Annotated in this window: 18 protein-coding genes; 12 read left to right on the forward strand and 6 right to left on the reverse strand. The window is 68.0% G+C overall.

Annotated features, from left to right (window positions below; all coding sequences use genetic code 11):
* Positions 1 to 260: 260 nt before the first annotated feature.
* From hda to AC5YGJ_RS01615, 3 genes are read right to left on the reverse strand one after another with little or no spacing between them, the layout of a single operon-like run.
* Entirely contained in the window at positions 261 to 968 is a 708-nt protein-coding gene (gene hda, locus AC5YGJ_RS01605) for a DnaA regulatory inactivator Hda (protein ID WP_249844804.1), read from the reverse strand.
* Positions 968 to 2137: an AI-2E family transporter gene (locus AC5YGJ_RS01610; protein WP_249844805.1), complete on the reverse strand. Its 1170-nt coding sequence runs from the start codon at positions 2135 to 2137 to the stop codon at positions 968 to 970. The genes hda and AC5YGJ_RS01610 overlap by 1 nt, the downstream gene beginning before the upstream one ends.
* A complete protein-coding gene (locus tag AC5YGJ_RS01615) occupies positions 2134 to 3261 on the reverse strand; it encodes a DUF2066 domain-containing protein (protein WP_249844806.1) in 1128 nt (375 codons plus the stop codon). The genes AC5YGJ_RS01610 and AC5YGJ_RS01615 overlap by 4 nt, the downstream gene beginning before the upstream one ends.
* A gap of 112 nt (positions 3262 to 3373) precedes the next feature.
* Between AC5YGJ_RS01615 and purM the strand changes: the two genes are divergently transcribed.
* From purM to AC5YGJ_RS01650, 7 genes are all read left to right on the forward strand, one after another.
* On the forward strand, positions 3374 to 4432 hold the full coding sequence (gene purM / locus AC5YGJ_RS01620; protein ID WP_249844807.1) for a phosphoribosylformylglycinamidine cyclo-ligase: 1059 nt from the start codon (positions 3374 to 3376) through the stop codon (positions 4430 to 4432).
* A 21-nt stretch (positions 4433 to 4453) separates the two neighbouring features.
* Positions 4454 to 4942 (forward strand): hypothetical protein, encoded by a 489-nt coding sequence (locus AC5YGJ_RS01625; RefSeq protein WP_496185535.1) that lies wholly within the window; start codon positions 4454 to 4456, stop codon positions 4940 to 4942.
* Complete coding sequence (locus AC5YGJ_RS01630; RefSeq protein ID WP_249844809.1) at positions 4939 to 5361, forward strand: hypothetical protein; 423 nt, start codon at positions 4939 to 4941, stop codon at positions 5359 to 5361. The genes AC5YGJ_RS01625 and AC5YGJ_RS01630 overlap by 4 nt, the downstream gene beginning before the upstream one ends.
* A gap of 40 nt (positions 5362 to 5401) precedes the next feature.
* Complete coding sequence (locus AC5YGJ_RS01635; RefSeq protein WP_496185536.1) at positions 5402 to 6052, forward strand: DUF2238 domain-containing protein; 651 nt, start codon at positions 5402 to 5404, stop codon at positions 6050 to 6052.
* Entirely contained in the window at positions 6052 to 6714 is a 663-nt protein-coding gene (purN, locus tag AC5YGJ_RS01640; protein WP_496185537.1) for a phosphoribosylglycinamide formyltransferase, read from the forward strand. The genes AC5YGJ_RS01635 and purN overlap by 1 nt, the downstream gene beginning before the upstream one ends.
* Positions 6715 to 6782: 68 nt before the next feature.
* Entirely contained in the window at positions 6783 to 7604 is an 822-nt protein-coding gene (locus AC5YGJ_RS01645; RefSeq protein ID WP_249844812.1) for a DUF3108 domain-containing protein, read from the forward strand.
* Positions 7605 to 7606: 2 nt separating this feature from the next.
* Positions 7607 to 8290, forward strand: a complete 684-nt coding sequence (locus tag AC5YGJ_RS01650) for a DUF3108 domain-containing protein (protein ID WP_107230082.1) — start codon at positions 7607 to 7609, stop codon at positions 8288 to 8290.
* Between the two features lie 85 nt (positions 8291 to 8375).
* Here the strand turns inward: AC5YGJ_RS01650 and AC5YGJ_RS01655 are convergent, their stop codons facing one another.
* Genes AC5YGJ_RS01655 through AC5YGJ_RS01665 form a run of 3 tightly spaced genes read right to left on the reverse strand, consistent with a single transcriptional unit; the run spans position 8376 to position 10222 of the window.
* The gene (locus AC5YGJ_RS01655) at positions 8376 to 8702 is read right to left on the reverse strand and encodes an EF-hand domain-containing protein (protein ID WP_249844814.1); all 327 of its coding nucleotides are present in this window, start codon (positions 8700 to 8702) and stop codon (positions 8376 to 8378) included.
* Positions 8699 to 9970, reverse strand: a complete 1272-nt coding sequence (gene murA, locus AC5YGJ_RS01660; RefSeq protein ID WP_249844815.1) for a UDP-N-acetylglucosamine 1-carboxyvinyltransferase — start codon at positions 9968 to 9970, stop codon at positions 8699 to 8701. The genes AC5YGJ_RS01655 and murA overlap by 4 nt, the downstream gene beginning before the upstream one ends.
* Before the next feature lie 21 nt (positions 9971 to 9991).
* Entirely contained in the window at positions 9992 to 10222 is a 231-nt protein-coding gene (locus AC5YGJ_RS01665; RefSeq protein ID WP_021202589.1) for a BolA family protein, read from the reverse strand.
* 54 nt (positions 10223 to 10276) lie between these two features.
* On the opposite strand from AC5YGJ_RS01665, the gene AC5YGJ_RS01670 reads away from it, so the two are divergent.
* From AC5YGJ_RS01670 to lptB, 5 genes are all read left to right on the forward strand, one after another.
* On the forward strand, positions 10277 to 11278 hold the full coding sequence (locus AC5YGJ_RS01670) for a KpsF/GutQ family sugar-phosphate isomerase (RefSeq protein WP_309341199.1): 1002 nt from the start codon (positions 10277 to 10279) through the stop codon (positions 11276 to 11278).
* Positions 11279 to 11344: 66 nt separating this feature from the next.
* Complete coding sequence (locus AC5YGJ_RS01675) at positions 11345 to 11893, forward strand: KdsC family phosphatase (RefSeq protein WP_496185538.1); 549 nt, start codon at positions 11345 to 11347, stop codon at positions 11891 to 11893.
* Complete coding sequence (lptC, locus tag AC5YGJ_RS01680) at positions 11890 to 12465, forward strand: LPS export ABC transporter periplasmic protein LptC (protein WP_249844818.1); 576 nt, start codon at positions 11890 to 11892, stop codon at positions 12463 to 12465. Before AC5YGJ_RS01675 ends, lptC begins: the two co-directional genes overlap by 4 nt.
* A gap of 101 nt (positions 12466 to 12566) precedes the next feature.
* The gene (gene lptA, locus AC5YGJ_RS01685) at positions 12567 to 13085 is read left to right on the forward strand and encodes a lipopolysaccharide transport periplasmic protein LptA (protein WP_475285201.1); all 519 of its coding nucleotides are present in this window, start codon (positions 12567 to 12569) and stop codon (positions 13083 to 13085) included.
* The gene (gene lptB, locus AC5YGJ_RS01690) at positions 13085 to 13804 is read left to right on the forward strand and encodes an LPS export ABC transporter ATP-binding protein (protein WP_107230074.1); all 720 of its coding nucleotides are present in this window, start codon (positions 13085 to 13087) and stop codon (positions 13802 to 13804) included. Before lptA ends, lptB begins: the two co-directional genes overlap by 1 nt.
* The last annotated feature ends 8 nt before the right edge of the window (positions 13805 to 13812 follow it).

Raw genomic sequence — 13812 nt, forward strand, 5'->3', positions numbered from 1 at the left:
GTCGACCAAGTTCGACACCTACCAGACGCCGTGCGCATCAGATCCAAGATCCAATCCCAAGGCCACCGACCAACTGTCGAAGGCTGGGCGCTGTGGGCGTGCGGGGTGTGAGCCGCATGGATGCGGCGACCAAGCCCCCATGGATGGGTTTACGGCGTCCCCGCACGCCCACAGCGCCCCGCCTCCCCTAGGAAGCCAGCACTTGATTTTGACGTTGCTCCAGCGGGTGCAGGGCAGCAGCCCTGCAAACAACCCCACCCTCAGTATCGAGGCCGGCCTTCTTCCAGTACCTGGCGCAGGAACGGCACGGTGATCCGCCGCTTGGCTGCCAGCGATTCGCGGTCCAGCCAGTCCAGCAGCGTGATCAGTCCACCCAGTTCACGCCCGGTGTGCGACAGCAGCCACTCGATGGCGGCCTCGTCGATCGCCAGCCCACGCCGCAGCGCGCGCTCGCGCAGCACCGCCGCGCGGCCTTCCTCATCCAGCGGCTGCAGCAGCACGCGCACGCACTGGCCCAGCCGCGAACGCAGGTCCGGCAGCACCAGGCCCAGCGCTTCGGGCGCCTTCTGCGCCGTGTACAGCACGGTCACCCCGGCAGCGCGCGCGCGATTGTGGAAGTCGAACAGCGCGATCTCGTCCTCGCGGTGGCCGGCCACCTCATCCAGGCCGTCCAGCGCCACCAGTTCGCGCGACTCCAGCCCGTCCAGCGCCGCGCGCACGCGGCCGGCGGCGCTGGCCAGCGGCACGTAGGTCGGCAGGCGCCCGGCCTGCTCGGCGCTGGAACACATCGCCAGCGCCTGATGGGTCTTGCCGGTCCCCGCCGCCCCTTCCAGGTAGACCCAATCGTGGCTGGCACCCACTGCGATCGCGCGCAGCTGCGCCAGCGCGCCATCCGGCGCGCCGATGAAGGTCTCCAGGCGCTGATCCCGCGGGTAATGCAGGGCCAGCGGCAGTTGCGGCACACCCATCACTTCAGGTCGGGGCCCTTGTCATTCGGGATGATGATATGGGGCTGGTCGACCACGCCATCAAGCACGATTGCCGGCTTCTCGCCCACGTACAGCTCGCTCTGCCGATAACGCTGGTGGGCGTAGCGCAGCAGCACGTTGGTCACCGCCGCCACCGGCAGCGCCAACAGCATGCCGAGGAAACCGAACAGCTGGCCACCGGCCATCACCGCGAAGATCACCGCCACCGGGTGCAGGCCGATCTTGTCGCCGACGATGCGCGGGGTCAGCACGTAGCTCTCCAGCAGCTGGCCGACGGTGAACACCACGCCGACCAGGATCAGCAGCTTCAGGTCGAAGCCCTGTGACTGCACCAGCGCGGCCACGATCGCCATCACAATGCCGGTGGTCGCGCCCAGGTACGGGATGAAGCTGATCAGGCCGGCAATCAGGCCGATCAGCAGGCCCAGCTTGAGGCCCACCAGCGACAGGCCGCCGGCGTAGATCACGCCCAGCGCCAGCATCACCAGGAACTGGCCGCGGATGAACGCGCCCAGCACGTCGTTGGACTCGCGCGCCAGCGCGCTGATGGTGCCGATGTGGTTGCGCGGGATCACCGACGCCACCCGCTCCACCAGCTTGTCCCAGTCGCGCAGGAAGTAGAACGCCAGGATCGGCAGCAGCAGGATGTTGACCACCCAGGTCACCATCGCAAAGCCCGAGCGCGAGACATACCCCATGAACGTGGTGGCAAAGCCGCCGGCCTGCTGCCAGTGGCTGCGCACCCAGTCGATCAGACGATCCGGGTCCAGCCACTGCATCACTTCCAGGCCGGTCTTCTGCTCAAACCAGGGAATGCCCTTTTCCATCAGCCACGCCTGCGCCTGCGGCGCGACCGCGATCAGGGTGGTGATCTGGCGTTCGATCATCGGCACCAGCACCAGCAGCAGGGCCACGATCACCAGCACCATGGCCGCAAACACCAGCACCACGCCGGTCATGCGCGAGCGGCCGGTGGCCTCGATGCGGTCCACCAGCGGGTCACCCAGCCAGGCCAGCGCCAGCGCCAGTACGAAGGGGGTCAGGATCGGCGCCAGCAGCCAGACGATCCAGCCGATCAGGCCGGCGAACAGGATGTACTTCATCCGCCGCAGGAACTGCGCGATTTCCGCTTCCGGGGTCAGAGTCATCGCAGGCGGTACTCGTTGCTGACCGGCGCGGCCACGGGGGCGCCGCTGGTCTCATCGATCGGGGTCGGCAGCGCCGGCAGCGTGGCACTCGGCACCAGCACACCGTTGTCGCCCAGCATGCGGTTGAAGCCGGCCAGGCCGGTGGTCATCTCCAGGCTCAGCTCCAGCTGGCCGGCCGAGGCGTGCAGCGGGGTAACATTGCGCACCACCGGCACCTCGCGCAGGCCGGCGGCCAGGCGCAGGTAATCGTCGGCGCTGTTGATGCCGGTCACCACCACGCGGTAGGTCCCGGCCTGGCCGGTGGCCACGCCGGCCTTGGCATAGCGCTTGACCAGCGCGTCGGCGGCGCCATCGGCACCGGCAGCCATCGCACGCATGGCGTTGGCATCCTTGCTGGTCCACTTGTTCAGTTCACGGCCGTTGTCGACGAACACCCAGTCCGCCTGCCAGCCGCCATTGGCGCGGTACAGCTTGCCGATCAGCTGCATCGGCGGCGAATAGCGCGACGAGGCACGGGCCACCGCAGCGCTGTCCTGGCGCCAGATGGCGCCGGCCAGCGCCTGTTCGGCGGCACCGCCACTGGGCAGGCCCAGCTTGTAACCGCGTTCGATGGCGCGGTTCAGCAGCGGGCGGGCCGCATTGGCCTGCTGCACGCTGACCAGGCGCGGGCCGCTGCCGTCATCCACCGCCAGCCACAGCACCGGCTTCGGTCGCGGCTGCGGCCACAGCGGCAGCCCCAGGGCGGAGACCAGCGAATCGACGTCATCCTCGCGGAAACGGGCCACCAGCAGGGTGCGGAAGCTCGGCGCGCCACTGGCGCCCACGCTCTGGTCCTGTTTGTAGTCGTAACTGGCCACGTAATCCTTGGCGTTGCGCAGCGCCTGCACCACGCCGGGGCGGGACATCACGCTGCGATCGCCGGACAACTTGCCCAGCACCACGCTCAACGCACGGGCCAGGGCGCCGTTGCGATCGGCTTCGGCCTGGCTGTTGACGGGCACTTCGGCCTCGTACGCGCCGGTGGCGGTGGCGACATCACCCTCGGTGCGCAGGCCGCTCTGGGCCATCGTGGCCACCGGCAGGCTCAGTGCAATGAGCAGGGTCAGAATCAGGCTGCGGCGCATCAGGACATCCATTGGCTCGACGTATCCGGGGGGAATTGTTGCCCGAATACGGACTTTGCGCCAATGCGGCCTGTTAAAATCGCCCGTTCAACCCCTGCCAGCGCCGACGCCCGTGACCAACACCCCGTCTTCCGCCCCCTCCCCCCTTACCTACCGAGACGCGGGTGTCGACATCGACGCCGGCAACGAACTGGTCGAGCGCATCAAGCCCCTGGTCAAGCGCAGCTTCCGGCCGGAAGTGATGGGCGGCCTGGGCGGCTTCGGCGCCCTGTTCGACCTGTCCAACAAGTACCGCGAGCCGGTGCTGGTGTCGGGTACCGACGGCGTGGGCACCAAGCTGAAGCTGGCCCACCAGCTGAACCGCCACGATACGATCGGCATCGACCTGGTCGCCATGTGCGTGAACGACGTGCTGGTGCAGGGCGCCGAGCCGCTGTTCTTCCTGGACTATTTCGCCACCGGCAAGCTGGACATCGACACCGCCGCGGCCGTGGTGGGTGGCATCGCCAACGGCTGCACCGAGGCCGGTTGCGCGCTGATCGGTGGGGAAACCGCTGAAATGCCCGACATGTACGCCCCGGGCGAGTACGACCTGGCCGGCTTCACCGTGGCGGCGGTCGAGAAGAGCGAGCTGAAGGACGGCGCCAGCGTGGCCAACGGCGACGTGCTGATCGGTATCGCCTCTTCCGGCCCGCACTCCAACGGCTATTCGCTGGTGCGCCGCATCTACGACCGCGCCGGCCGCCCGGCCGATCTGGAACTGGAAGGCGGCGTGAAGCTGGTCGATGCGCTGATGGCGCCGACCCGGCTGTACGTCAAGCCGATCCTGTCGCTGCTGAAGTCGCACGGTGCGGCCATCCACGGCATGGCCCACATCACCGGTGGCGGCCTGACCGAGAACATCATCCGCGTGGTGCCCGACGGCCTCGGCCTGGACATCCAGGCTTCGTCCTGGACCCTGCCGCCGGTCTTCCAGTGGCTGCAGAAGGAAGGCGCGGTGGCCGACAGCGAGATGTGGCGCACCTTCAACTGTGGCATCGGCTTTGTGCTGATCGTCGCTCCGGATCAGGTGGCGGCCGTGTCCGAGGCGGTCAAGGCGCAGGGCCTGGAACACTGGACCATCGGCCAGGTGGTCAGCGCCGAAGGCGCCGAGCGCGTTCACATCGGCTGAGCCCGGCAACCAGGAGCCCGCATGGACGCAACGCCCCCCGTATCGCCCGCGCCGATGCCGCCGCCCTTGGCGGCGGTACCGGCGTTCAGCGCCCAGGATGCCGACCACCTGCGCATGCTGGCCATCGCGCACTACGTGGTCGGTGTCCTGATCGCACTGTTCTCGCTGATCTTCATCCTGCACATCGTGATCGGTATCGCCGCCCTGACCGGCAGCCTGCCGATGAAGTCTGGCGGCGAGCCCTCCTCGCTGGCCGAACAGCAGCTGATGGGCTGGGTGTTCACCATCGTCGGCTGCGTCATGGTGTTCGGGGGCGTCACGCTGGGCGCGTTCGTCGCCTATGCCGGGCGCTGCCTGGCACGCCGTCGCCGTCATCTGCTGTGCTTGATCGTGGCCGGCCTGGCCTGTCTGGTCGCCCCGATCGGCACCGCGCTGGGCGTGTTGAGCCTGATCACCCTGCTGCGCCCGCAGGTCAAGGCCGCCTTCGATGCACCGGGCGCTGCCCTGTGAACGCCGCAGGCAATCCGCCACCGCTGCCGCAGCAGACCCTGGCCCAGCTGCAGCTGGCCAGCCATCTGCAGACGCTGAAAGTGCTGTTCTACGCGCTGGCGGGGTTCCACTGGCTGGCCGCACTGGCCTTCACCGCCTTCATCGGCCTGGTGGCCAGTTCGCGCGGGCTCGACGACGGCGCCGTGCTGGCCACGGTCTATGCGGCAATCGCCGTGCTGGCCGCGGTGCTGGGCTTGGTGCAGCTGCATACCGCCCGCCTGCTGTCGCGCCGCACCGGTCTGGCCGCATGCCGGCGTGCGGCCTGGCTGGCCGTGCTGGCCGGGCCGCTGGGCATGGCGTTGACCGCCTATGCGCTGGTGTTCCTGTCCAAACCGGAGATGGCTGTCCTGTTCGACCGCGGCGACCATCTCAGCGTCTGAGCCGACCGGCGAATACCCGTCCCTTCCCGATCGACCCGACATGTCCTCGCCTGCCCTCGCCCCCCCTGCCTCCGCCTACCGTGCATCGGGCGCCAAGAAGCTGGCGTTCGCCGCCGTGGTGGCGGTGTTCGCGATCACCTGGTTCCGCCCGCTGTGGCCGACCGAACAGGCCCTGCACAGCACGCTGACCGTGCTCGGGCTGGTCGCCCTGGTGTGGGTGAATCGCCGTGGCTGGCTGGGCAATGGCGCCTTCATCGCCATCTGCGGCTTCATCGCCCTGCATTGCGTGGCGGCGCGCTGGCTGTACTCCAACGTGCCCTACGACGCGTGGATGCAGACGCTGACCGGTTGGTCGCCCAATGCGGCGTTCGGCTGGCAGCGCAACCATTTCGATCGCCTTATCCACTTTCTGTACGGCGTCTGCTTCACCCCGGCACTGCTGCAGCTGGCCCGCCACGCCTGGCCGGCACTGCGCCGGGGCCACGCCTTCACCCTGGCGGTGATGACCATCATGTGCTCCAGCCTGGTCTACGAGTGGTTTGAATGGGCCATCGCGCTGGCCCTCTCCCCCGATGCCGCCGAGGCCTACAACGGCCAGCAGGGCGACCTGTGGGATGCCCACGCCGACATGCTGATGGCCACCGTGGGCAGCCTGCTCACCGGGCCGCTGATCCGCCGGAGTTCCCCGTAATGAGTGCTTCCCCCCCCCGTATCGCCGTGCTTGCCTCGGGCCGTGGCAGCAACCTGCAGGCCATCCTCGACGCCATCGGCAGCGGCCGGCTGCGCGCTGAGGTGGTCGGTGTGTTCTCCGATCGCCCCGCGGCCGAGGCGCTGCTACGCGTCGATCCGGGCCTGCGCTGGGCGCACGCACCGAAGGAATTCAGCGACCGCGCCACCTACGAACAGACTCTGGGCGATGCGCTGGCCGCAGCGCAGCCGGACTGGATCATCTGCGCCGGCTACATGCGCATCCTCGGCGCGATCTTCGTGCAGCGCTTTGCTGGCCGCCTGGTCAACATCCATCCCTCGCTGCTGCCGCTGCACAAGGGCCTGGACACGCACGCGCGGGCGCTGCAGGCCGGTGACGCCGAGCATGGCGCCAGCGTGCACCTGGTGGTTCCCGAGCTGGATGCCGGCGCCGTGCTGGCGCAGGCCCGCGTGCCGGTAAGGCCCGGCGATGACGCACAGGCGCTGGCCGCACGGGTGCTGGCGGTGGAGCATCCGCTGCTGATCGCCACGCTGCGGCTGTTGTGCAGCGGCCGCCTGGCTGAACGGGACGGGCAACCCTGGCTGGATGGTCACCCCCTGTTTAACCCGTTGGCTCTAGATTCCGCCGGGAACCTGAACCGGTAACCGGCTTGCACACGCCCCGCTGACTGCGCGGCTGGCATCCTGCCCCCCTCCTGCGGTCCCTGCCCTTCATGAAGACCACGACCCTGCTGTCCACTTCATTGTTGCTGTCGCTTGCCGCGTTCCCCGGCCCGGGCTGGGGACAGGCGCAAGCGCCCGCCACAGCACCGGCTGCGGTGCCCGTGGTGCAGGCGCCGGCCGAACCGCCGGTGCCGATGCCTCCGGCCCTGGCCTGGGAGCCGCCGCCGTTGCAGCCGTTCAGCGCCACCTACCAGGCCTTCTACAAGGGCAAGGAGGCCGGCGACGCCAGCATGCAGGTCACCCACACCGGCGGCAGCCAATGGCGGGTGGACATGCAGGTGGTCGGCCGCCGCGGCTTTGCCAGCGTGCTGGGCCTGAACATCGAGCAGAGCACCGTGTTCGAGGAACGCGGCGGCACCTACGCGCCGCTCAGCCAGAGCACCGTGCGCAAGGGCCTGTTCCTGGGCAAGAAGGCGGTCGGCACCTACAACTGGCAGGCCGGCACCGCGCAGTGGAGCGGCGATGTGAAGAAGGACCGCGCGCAACCGATCCCGCTGCAGCCGGGCGACCAGAGCGCGCTGCTGATCAACCTGGCGATCATGCGCGATGCGCGTCCGGGCGCGGCCATGCACTACCGCTACGTGGACATGGGCAAGGTCCGCCAGCATGACTACCAGGCGGCAGCGCAGACCGAGAACGTCGAGGTCGGCGACCTGTCCTACAACGCGCTGAAGGTGTACCGCACCAACGGCGGCAACAACGAAACCATTCTCTGGATCGCCAACGGTGTTCCCACCCCGGTGCGCATCCTGCAACGCGAAGACGGCGAAGACCGCGTCGACCTTCGACTGATTGAATACCAAGGAGTCTGAGCATGAGCACCCTGACCCGCCCCCTCACCTGGATCGCGGCCGCCGCGCTGTCGATGGCCAGCCTGCCGGCCATGGCCCTGCAGCCGTTCAAGGCCGATTACCTGGCCAGCTACATGGGCATGCAGGCCAACGGCAGCATGACCCTGAGCAGCGAAGGCGCCAACAAGTGGCGCTACACCCTGCAGGTGAAGAACCAGCTGGCCGACCTCAGCCAGAGCACCGTGTTCGAGGAAGTGCGCGGCCAGCTGCGCCCGCTCAGCAGCCAGGACCGTTCGGCCCTGCTGGTGAAGAAGCGCAACGTGCAGGCCAACTACAACTGGACCAGCAACCAGGCCACCTGGACCGGCGACATCAAGCCGGACCGCGCCGGACCGATCGCACTGAAAAGCGGTGACATGGATGCGCTGCTGATCAACCTGGCGATCGCCCGCGACCTGGCCGCCGGCAAGCCGCTGACCTACCGCATGGTCGACGAAGGCCGGATCAAGAACATGACCTACCGTGTGATCGGCAAGGAAGCGATCACCGTGGGCGGCAAGAGCTACGACGCCACCAAGGTCTCGCGTGCCGACGGCAACAAGGAGCTGATTGCCTGGATCGTGCCGGAGTTCCCGGTGCCGGCGCGCATGCTGCAGCGTGAGGGTGGCCGTGATGCGCTGGACCTGACCATCAAGGCGATGAACTGACCGCAGGGGTCGGAGCCCTTTCCGATGGAAAGGGATCCGCCCCCGCACTCCGCACAGAAAAACGCCCGCTTTCGCGGGCGTTTCCTTATTTCTTCTGTTCGGCCGGTTTCGCTTCGGCCGGCGTGAACTCGGTGCGGCAGTCCACGCGGATCTGCTCACCGGTGCTGCGCCAGACGAAGGTGCGGCAATGGCGGTTGCCGTCCTGGCTGTCATTCACCGCTACCGCGTAGAACGACTGGATGATCTCGTCACGGCTGACCGTGCCATCGCCATTCCAGTCCATGTCCTTCTGCTCGATGCCCTGGGTGATGGCCAGGTTGGCGTACCAGGCATAGCCCAGCCACGCCAGCACGATCAGCACCAGCGCCAGCAGCGCCTTGCGACGCGGGCTGAATTTCCCGCGCAGGATCATGGCACGCGCCGGATGGTGGCACCGAGCGAAGACAGCTTCTCTTCGATGTTCTCGTAGCCACGGTCAAGGTGGTAGATGCGGTCGATGGTGGTATCGCCGCTGGCCATCAGGCCGGCCAGGATCAGCGACGCCGACGCACGCAGATCGGTGGCCATCACCGGCGCACCACTCAGGTGTTCGCTGCCCCGCACGATGGCGGTATGGCCTTCGACCTGGATGTCCGCGCCGAGGCGCAGCAGTTCGTTGACGTGCATGAAACGGTTCTCGAAGATCGTTTCGTTGATCACGCCGACACCGTCGGCCACGCAGTTGAGCGCCATGAACTGCGCCTGCATGTCGGTGGGGAACGCCGGGTACGGCGCGGTGGTCAGGTTCACCGCCTTGGGCCGCTTGCCCTGCATGTCCAGGGTGATGGTGTCTTCGGTGGTGTCGATCTTCGCACCGGCCTCGACCAGCTTGGACAGCACCGCGTCCATGGTGTTCGGGCGCGCACGGTTGACCGTGACCTTGCCGCCGGTCATCGCCGCGGCCACCAGGAAGGTGCCGGTCTCGATGCGGTCGGGCAGCACTTCGTGGCGGCCACCGGACAGGCGCTCGACGCCTTCGATGACCAGGCGCGCAGTGCCCAGGCCTTCGATCTTCGCGCCAAGGGCGATCAGGCAATGCGCCAGATCGGTCACTTCCGGTTCCATCGCGCAGTTGTCGAGGATGGTGGTGCCTTCAGCCAGCACCGCGCCCATCAGCACGTTCTCGGTACCGGTAACGCTGACCATGTCGAAGGTGAAATGGCCGCCCTTCAGACGCTTGGCGGTGGCCTTGATGAAGCCGTTCTCGACCACGATGTCCGCACCCAGCGCCTGCAGGCCCTTGATGTGCTGGTCCACCGGGCGCGAACCGATCGCGCAGCCACCCGGCAGCGACACTTCGGCGGCGCCGAAGCGGGCCAGCAGCGGGCCCAGCACCAGGATCGAGGCGCGCATGGTCTTGACCAGCTCATACGGCGCGACGTGCTGGTTCACCGAGCGCGGATCGACCACGATCGCACTGCCACGCGACAGGGTGCCCTGGTCGATGGTGACCTTGGCGCCCAGTTCGCCCAGCAGCTTCACCGTGGTGACCACATCGTGCAGGTGCGGCACGTTGGTGATCTCCACCGGCGCATCGGCCAGCAGGGTCGCGCAGAGAATGGGGAGGACGGCGTTCTTGGCGCCGGAGATGCTCACTTCACCGTGCAGCGCAGCGCCGCCGGTCACAACGATCTTGGCCATGTATTGGGGATCTTCTGCGGTTCAGCCGGCTTCGGCCGGGGTCACGGTTTTCAGCGCCAGCGCGTGGATCGCGCCGCCCATCAGGTCGCCCAGGGTGGCATAGACCATCCGGTGGCGGGCCAGCGGCATCTTGCCGGCAAAGGCCTCGCAGACCACGGTCGCTTCGAAATGCACGCCATCGTCGCCACGCACATCGGCGCGGGCGCCGGGCAGGCCGGTTTCGATCAGGTTGCGGATGGTGTCGGCGTCCAACGGGCTTTCCTAATAAAATGAGCGCTCATTCTACTTCCGCTGCGTGGCGTCCGCATGGCCGAGTCCCTCCTGCCCCCCCGTTCCGTCGATCCGGCCAGCCTGGTCGCCAGTGGCCGCCGTGTCTTCGAGATCGAGCAGCAGGCCCTGGATGCCGTCGCCGACCGCCTCGGCGAGGCCTTCCAGCAGGCCTGCCAGGCGATCCTGGCCAGCCGCGGCCGGGTGGTCGCCACCGGCATGGGCAAGTCCGGGCATATCGCGCGCAAGATCGCCGCCACCCTGGCCTCCACCGGCACCCCGGCGTTCTACGTGCACCCGGGCGAGGCCGGCCACGGCGACCTGGGCATGATCACCGAGGACGACGTGGTGCTGGCCCTGTCCTATTCGGGCGAGTCGGACGAGGTGCTGATGCTGCTGCCGGTGCTCAAGCGCCAGGGCAACGTGCTGATTTCCATGACCGGCCGCCCGCAGTCGAGCCTGGCCACTGCGGCCGACGTGCACCTGGACGTCAGCGTGCCGGCCGAGGCCTGCCCGCTGGCGCTGGCCCCCACCTCCAGCACCACCGCCTCGCTGGCGATGGGCGATGCGCTGGCGGTGGCCCTGCTCGACGCACGCGGCTTCACCGCCGATGATTTCGCCCGCTCGCATCCGGCCGGCAGCCTCGGCCGCCGCCTGCTGCTGCACATCACCGACGTCATGCACAGCGGCGAGGACCTGCCCAAGGTCCCGGCCGACGCCAGCCTCAGCGAAGCGCTGGTGGAAATGAGCCGCAAACGGCTCGGCATGACCGCCGTGGTGGACGCCGATGGCGTGCTGATCGGCCTGTTCACCGACGGCGACCTGCGCCGTGCGCTGGACAGTGAGCTGGATGTGCGTACCGCCAGGATCGCCGATGTGATGACCCGCAACCCACGCACCATCGGTGCCGACCAGCTGGCCGTGGAAGCCGCCCGGCAGATGGAAACCCAGAAAATCAACGGCCTGATCGTGGTCGATGGCCAGGGCCGGGCGGTCGGCGCCCTGAACATTCATGACCTGTTGCGGGCCCGGGTGGTTTAACCGACAGTCCGTAGACCCCATTCAGTCTGTAATGCCCTTCCTGCCGCCACCGAGTCTGTCGCCCTGATGCCCTGGTCCCCCCTGTCCGCCTTTCCCGCTCCCCTGCACGCCACGGCGGCCGGCATCCGCCTGGCCTGCTTCGACGTGGACGGCACCCTCACCGACGGTCGGCTGTACTACGACAAGGACGGCAACGAGAGCAAGGCGTACTTCGTGCAGGATGGCCTGGGCCTGAAACTGCTGCAACAGCACGGCATCCACCCCGTGCTGATCACCGCGCGCAACAGCCAGTCCGCGCTCAAGCGCGGCGCCGACCTGGGTATCGATACCCAGATCGCGGTGGGCGACAAGCTGGCCAGCGTGCAGGCGTTGTGCGCCAAGCACGGCATCGGGCTGCACCAGGTGGCGTTCATGGGCGACGATCTGCCCGACCTGGCGCCGCTGGGCGCGGTGGGCCTGGCGGTGGCCCCGGCCAATGCCCACCCGTGGATTGCCGAACGCGTGCACTGGCAGACCCGGGCCGAGGGCGGGCGTGGCGCGGCCCGTGAACTGTGCGACATCCTGCTGGCCGCACAGGGCCACGTGGACGCCGCGCTGGCGAGGTTCGGCGCATGAACCTGCCGACACTGAACTGGCGCACCGTGCTGGGCATCGGCCTGCTGCTGGCGGCGCTGCTCAGCAGCTGGGCCGCCCTGCGCAACCGCGACAAGGGCCCGGCCAACGACAGCCAGGAACTGGGCGTGGACTACGTGCTGCACGATTTCCAGATCGTGGCACTGGATGACCAGGGCAAGGAATCGACCACCCTGCGGGCGCCGCTGCTGGAGCGCCAGCGCGGTGACCAGACCATCTCCATCGCAACCCCGTTGTTCGAGATGCCCGACAAGGATGGCAAGCACTGGACCCTGCGTGCCGAAACCGGTTGGCTCAGCGCCAAGGGCGATGAAATGAAGCTGCGCGGCAACGTCGCCGGCGACAGCCCGGCCGGCCCGGGCGTGGTGCCCACCACCTTCCGCACCGACCACCTGGACGTGTTCCCCAAGGACAGCCGCGCCCGCACCGATGCCCTGGTCACCATGACCCGTCCGGGCATGGAACAGTCCGGTGTGGGTTTCGAGGTGGATTCGAAGAACAACACGTATCATTTCCTCAGCCAGTCCAAGGGCCGTTACACGCCCCGACGCTGATTCCGCCGCCCGCCTGCGACGTCTCCGGACCGGCGCGAGGCGGACAGCCCACCCACCCGCCCCCGGTCCGCCGGGTGGCCCCACCGGTAGAACGGACCCCGATGAAGATTCCCTTTGCAGCCGTACTCGCGCTCGGTCTTCTTGTGCCCAGCGCTGCCTTCGCCAAGTCCACCGACCGCAACGAAGACATGCACATCGATTCCGGCGCACAGTCGGGCATGCTCACCGGCGACGGCAAGACCGTGCTGTCGCAGGGCGTGATCATCACCCAGGGCACGCTGGACCTGCGCTCGTCCGAGGCCGAGATCTACCTCAAGGACGGTGAAGCGGTACGCGTGGTGTTCACCGGCAAGCAGGCCAAGATGAAGCAGCAGCTCGATGACGGCACCTGGATGGACGCGCTGGCCGACCGCATCGACTACGACATCAAGACCGAGATCATCACCCTGACCGGCAACTACAAGGTCACCAGCGCGCGCGGCACCAATGCCGGCCAGCGCATGGTGTACAACACCCGCAGCGGCGAGATGAACTCCGGTGGCGACGGCAGCCGCGTGCGTACCGTCATTCCGCCCAAGAACAAGACGCCGGCGGCGGCGCCGGCCGGGAGCAAGAAGTAATGCTCGTCGCCCAGGGCCTGCGCAAGAAGTACAAGCAGCGCGAAGTCGTCAAGGACTTCGGGCTGACCCTCGATGCCGGCGAAGTGGTCGGCCTGCTGGGCCCCAACGGGGCCGGCAAGACCACCTGCTTCTACATGATCGTCGGCCTGGTCGCCGCCGATGCCGGCAGCATCGTGCTCGACGGCAAGGACATCACCGGCGACCCGATGTACACCCGCGCCAAGCAGGGCGTGGGCTACCTGCCGCAGGAACCGTCGGTGTTCCGCAAGCTGACCGTGGCCGACAACATCCGCCTGGTGCTGGAACTGCGCGAAGACCTGGATTCGGCCGGCCGCGAGCGCGAATTGAACAGCCTGCTCGACGAGCTGCAGCTGGGCCACGTCGCCGACCAGCTCGGCGCCAGCCTGTCCGGTGGCGAGCGCCGCCGTTGCGAGATCGCCCGCGCCCTGGCCGCACAGCCGCGCCTGATCCTGCTCGATGAACCGTTCGCCGGTGTCGACCCGATCTCGGTCGGCGAGATCCAGCGCATCGTCACCCATCTCAAGCAGCGCGGCATCGGTGTGTTGATCACCGACCACAACGTGCGCGAGACCTTGGGAATCTGTGACCGCGCGTATATCCTCGCCGAGGGCAGCGTGCTCGCGCAGGGGTCGCCGGAGGCGATCCTGGACAACGCCGACGTACGTCGCGTTTACCTTGGGGATTCCTTCAAGCTGTGATCGCAGGC

It is taken from the genome of Stenotrophomonas sp. CS3K5, from assembly GCF_059515225.1.

Bases quoted from the DNA above. Each gene is read 5' to 3' on its own strand.
- AC5YGJ_RS01655 (WP_249844814.1), bottom strand. From the start codon at position 8,702: ATGATCCTGCGCGGGAAATTCAGCCCGCGTCGCAAGGCGCTGCTGGCG.
- AC5YGJ_RS01670 (WP_309341199.1), top strand. From the start codon at position 10,277: ATGGCCGAGTCCCTCCTGCCCCCCCGTTCCGTCGATCCGGCCAGCCTG.
- AC5YGJ_RS01675 (WP_496185538.1), top strand. From the start codon at position 11,345: ATGCCCTGGTCCCCCCTGTCCGCCTTTCCCGCTCCCCTGCACGCCACG.
- lptA (WP_475285201.1), top strand. From the start codon at position 12,567: ATGAAGATTCCCTTTGCAGCCGTACTCGCGCTCGGTCTTCTTGTGCCC.
- lptC (WP_249844818.1), top strand. From the start codon at position 11,890: ATGAACCTGCCGACACTGAACTGGCGCACCGTGCTGGGCATCGGCCTG.
- lptB (WP_107230074.1), top strand. From the start codon at position 13,085: ATGCTCGTCGCCCAGGGCCTGCGCAAGAAGTACAAGCAGCGCGAAGTC.
- AC5YGJ_RS01615 (WP_249844806.1), bottom strand. From the start codon at position 3,261: ATGCGCCGCAGCCTGATTCTGACCCTGCTCATTGCACTGAGCCTGCCG.
- AC5YGJ_RS01610 (WP_249844805.1), bottom strand. From the start codon at position 2,137: ATGACTCTGACCCCGGAAGCGGAAATCGCGCAGTTCCTGCGGCGGATG.
- hda (WP_249844804.1), bottom strand. From the start codon at position 968: ATGGGTGTGCCGCAACTGCCGCTGGCCCTGCATTACCCGCGGGATCAG.
- AC5YGJ_RS01645 (WP_249844812.1), top strand. From the start codon at position 6,783: ATGAAGACCACGACCCTGCTGTCCACTTCATTGTTGCTGTCGCTTGCC.
- AC5YGJ_RS01650 (WP_107230082.1), top strand. From the start codon at position 7,607: ATGAGCACCCTGACCCGCCCCCTCACCTGGATCGCGGCCGCCGCGCTG.
- purN (WP_496185537.1), top strand. From the start codon at position 6,052: ATGAGTGCTTCCCCCCCCCGTATCGCCGTGCTTGCCTCGGGCCGTGGC.
- murA (WP_249844815.1), bottom strand. From the start codon at position 9,970: ATGGCCAAGATCGTTGTGACCGGCGGCGCTGCGCTGCACGGTGAAGTG.
- AC5YGJ_RS01635 (WP_496185536.1), top strand. From the start codon at position 5,402: ATGTCCTCGCCTGCCCTCGCCCCCCCTGCCTCCGCCTACCGTGCATCG.
- AC5YGJ_RS01625 (WP_496185535.1), top strand. From the start codon at position 4,454: ATGGACGCAACGCCCCCCGTATCGCCCGCGCCGATGCCGCCGCCCTTG.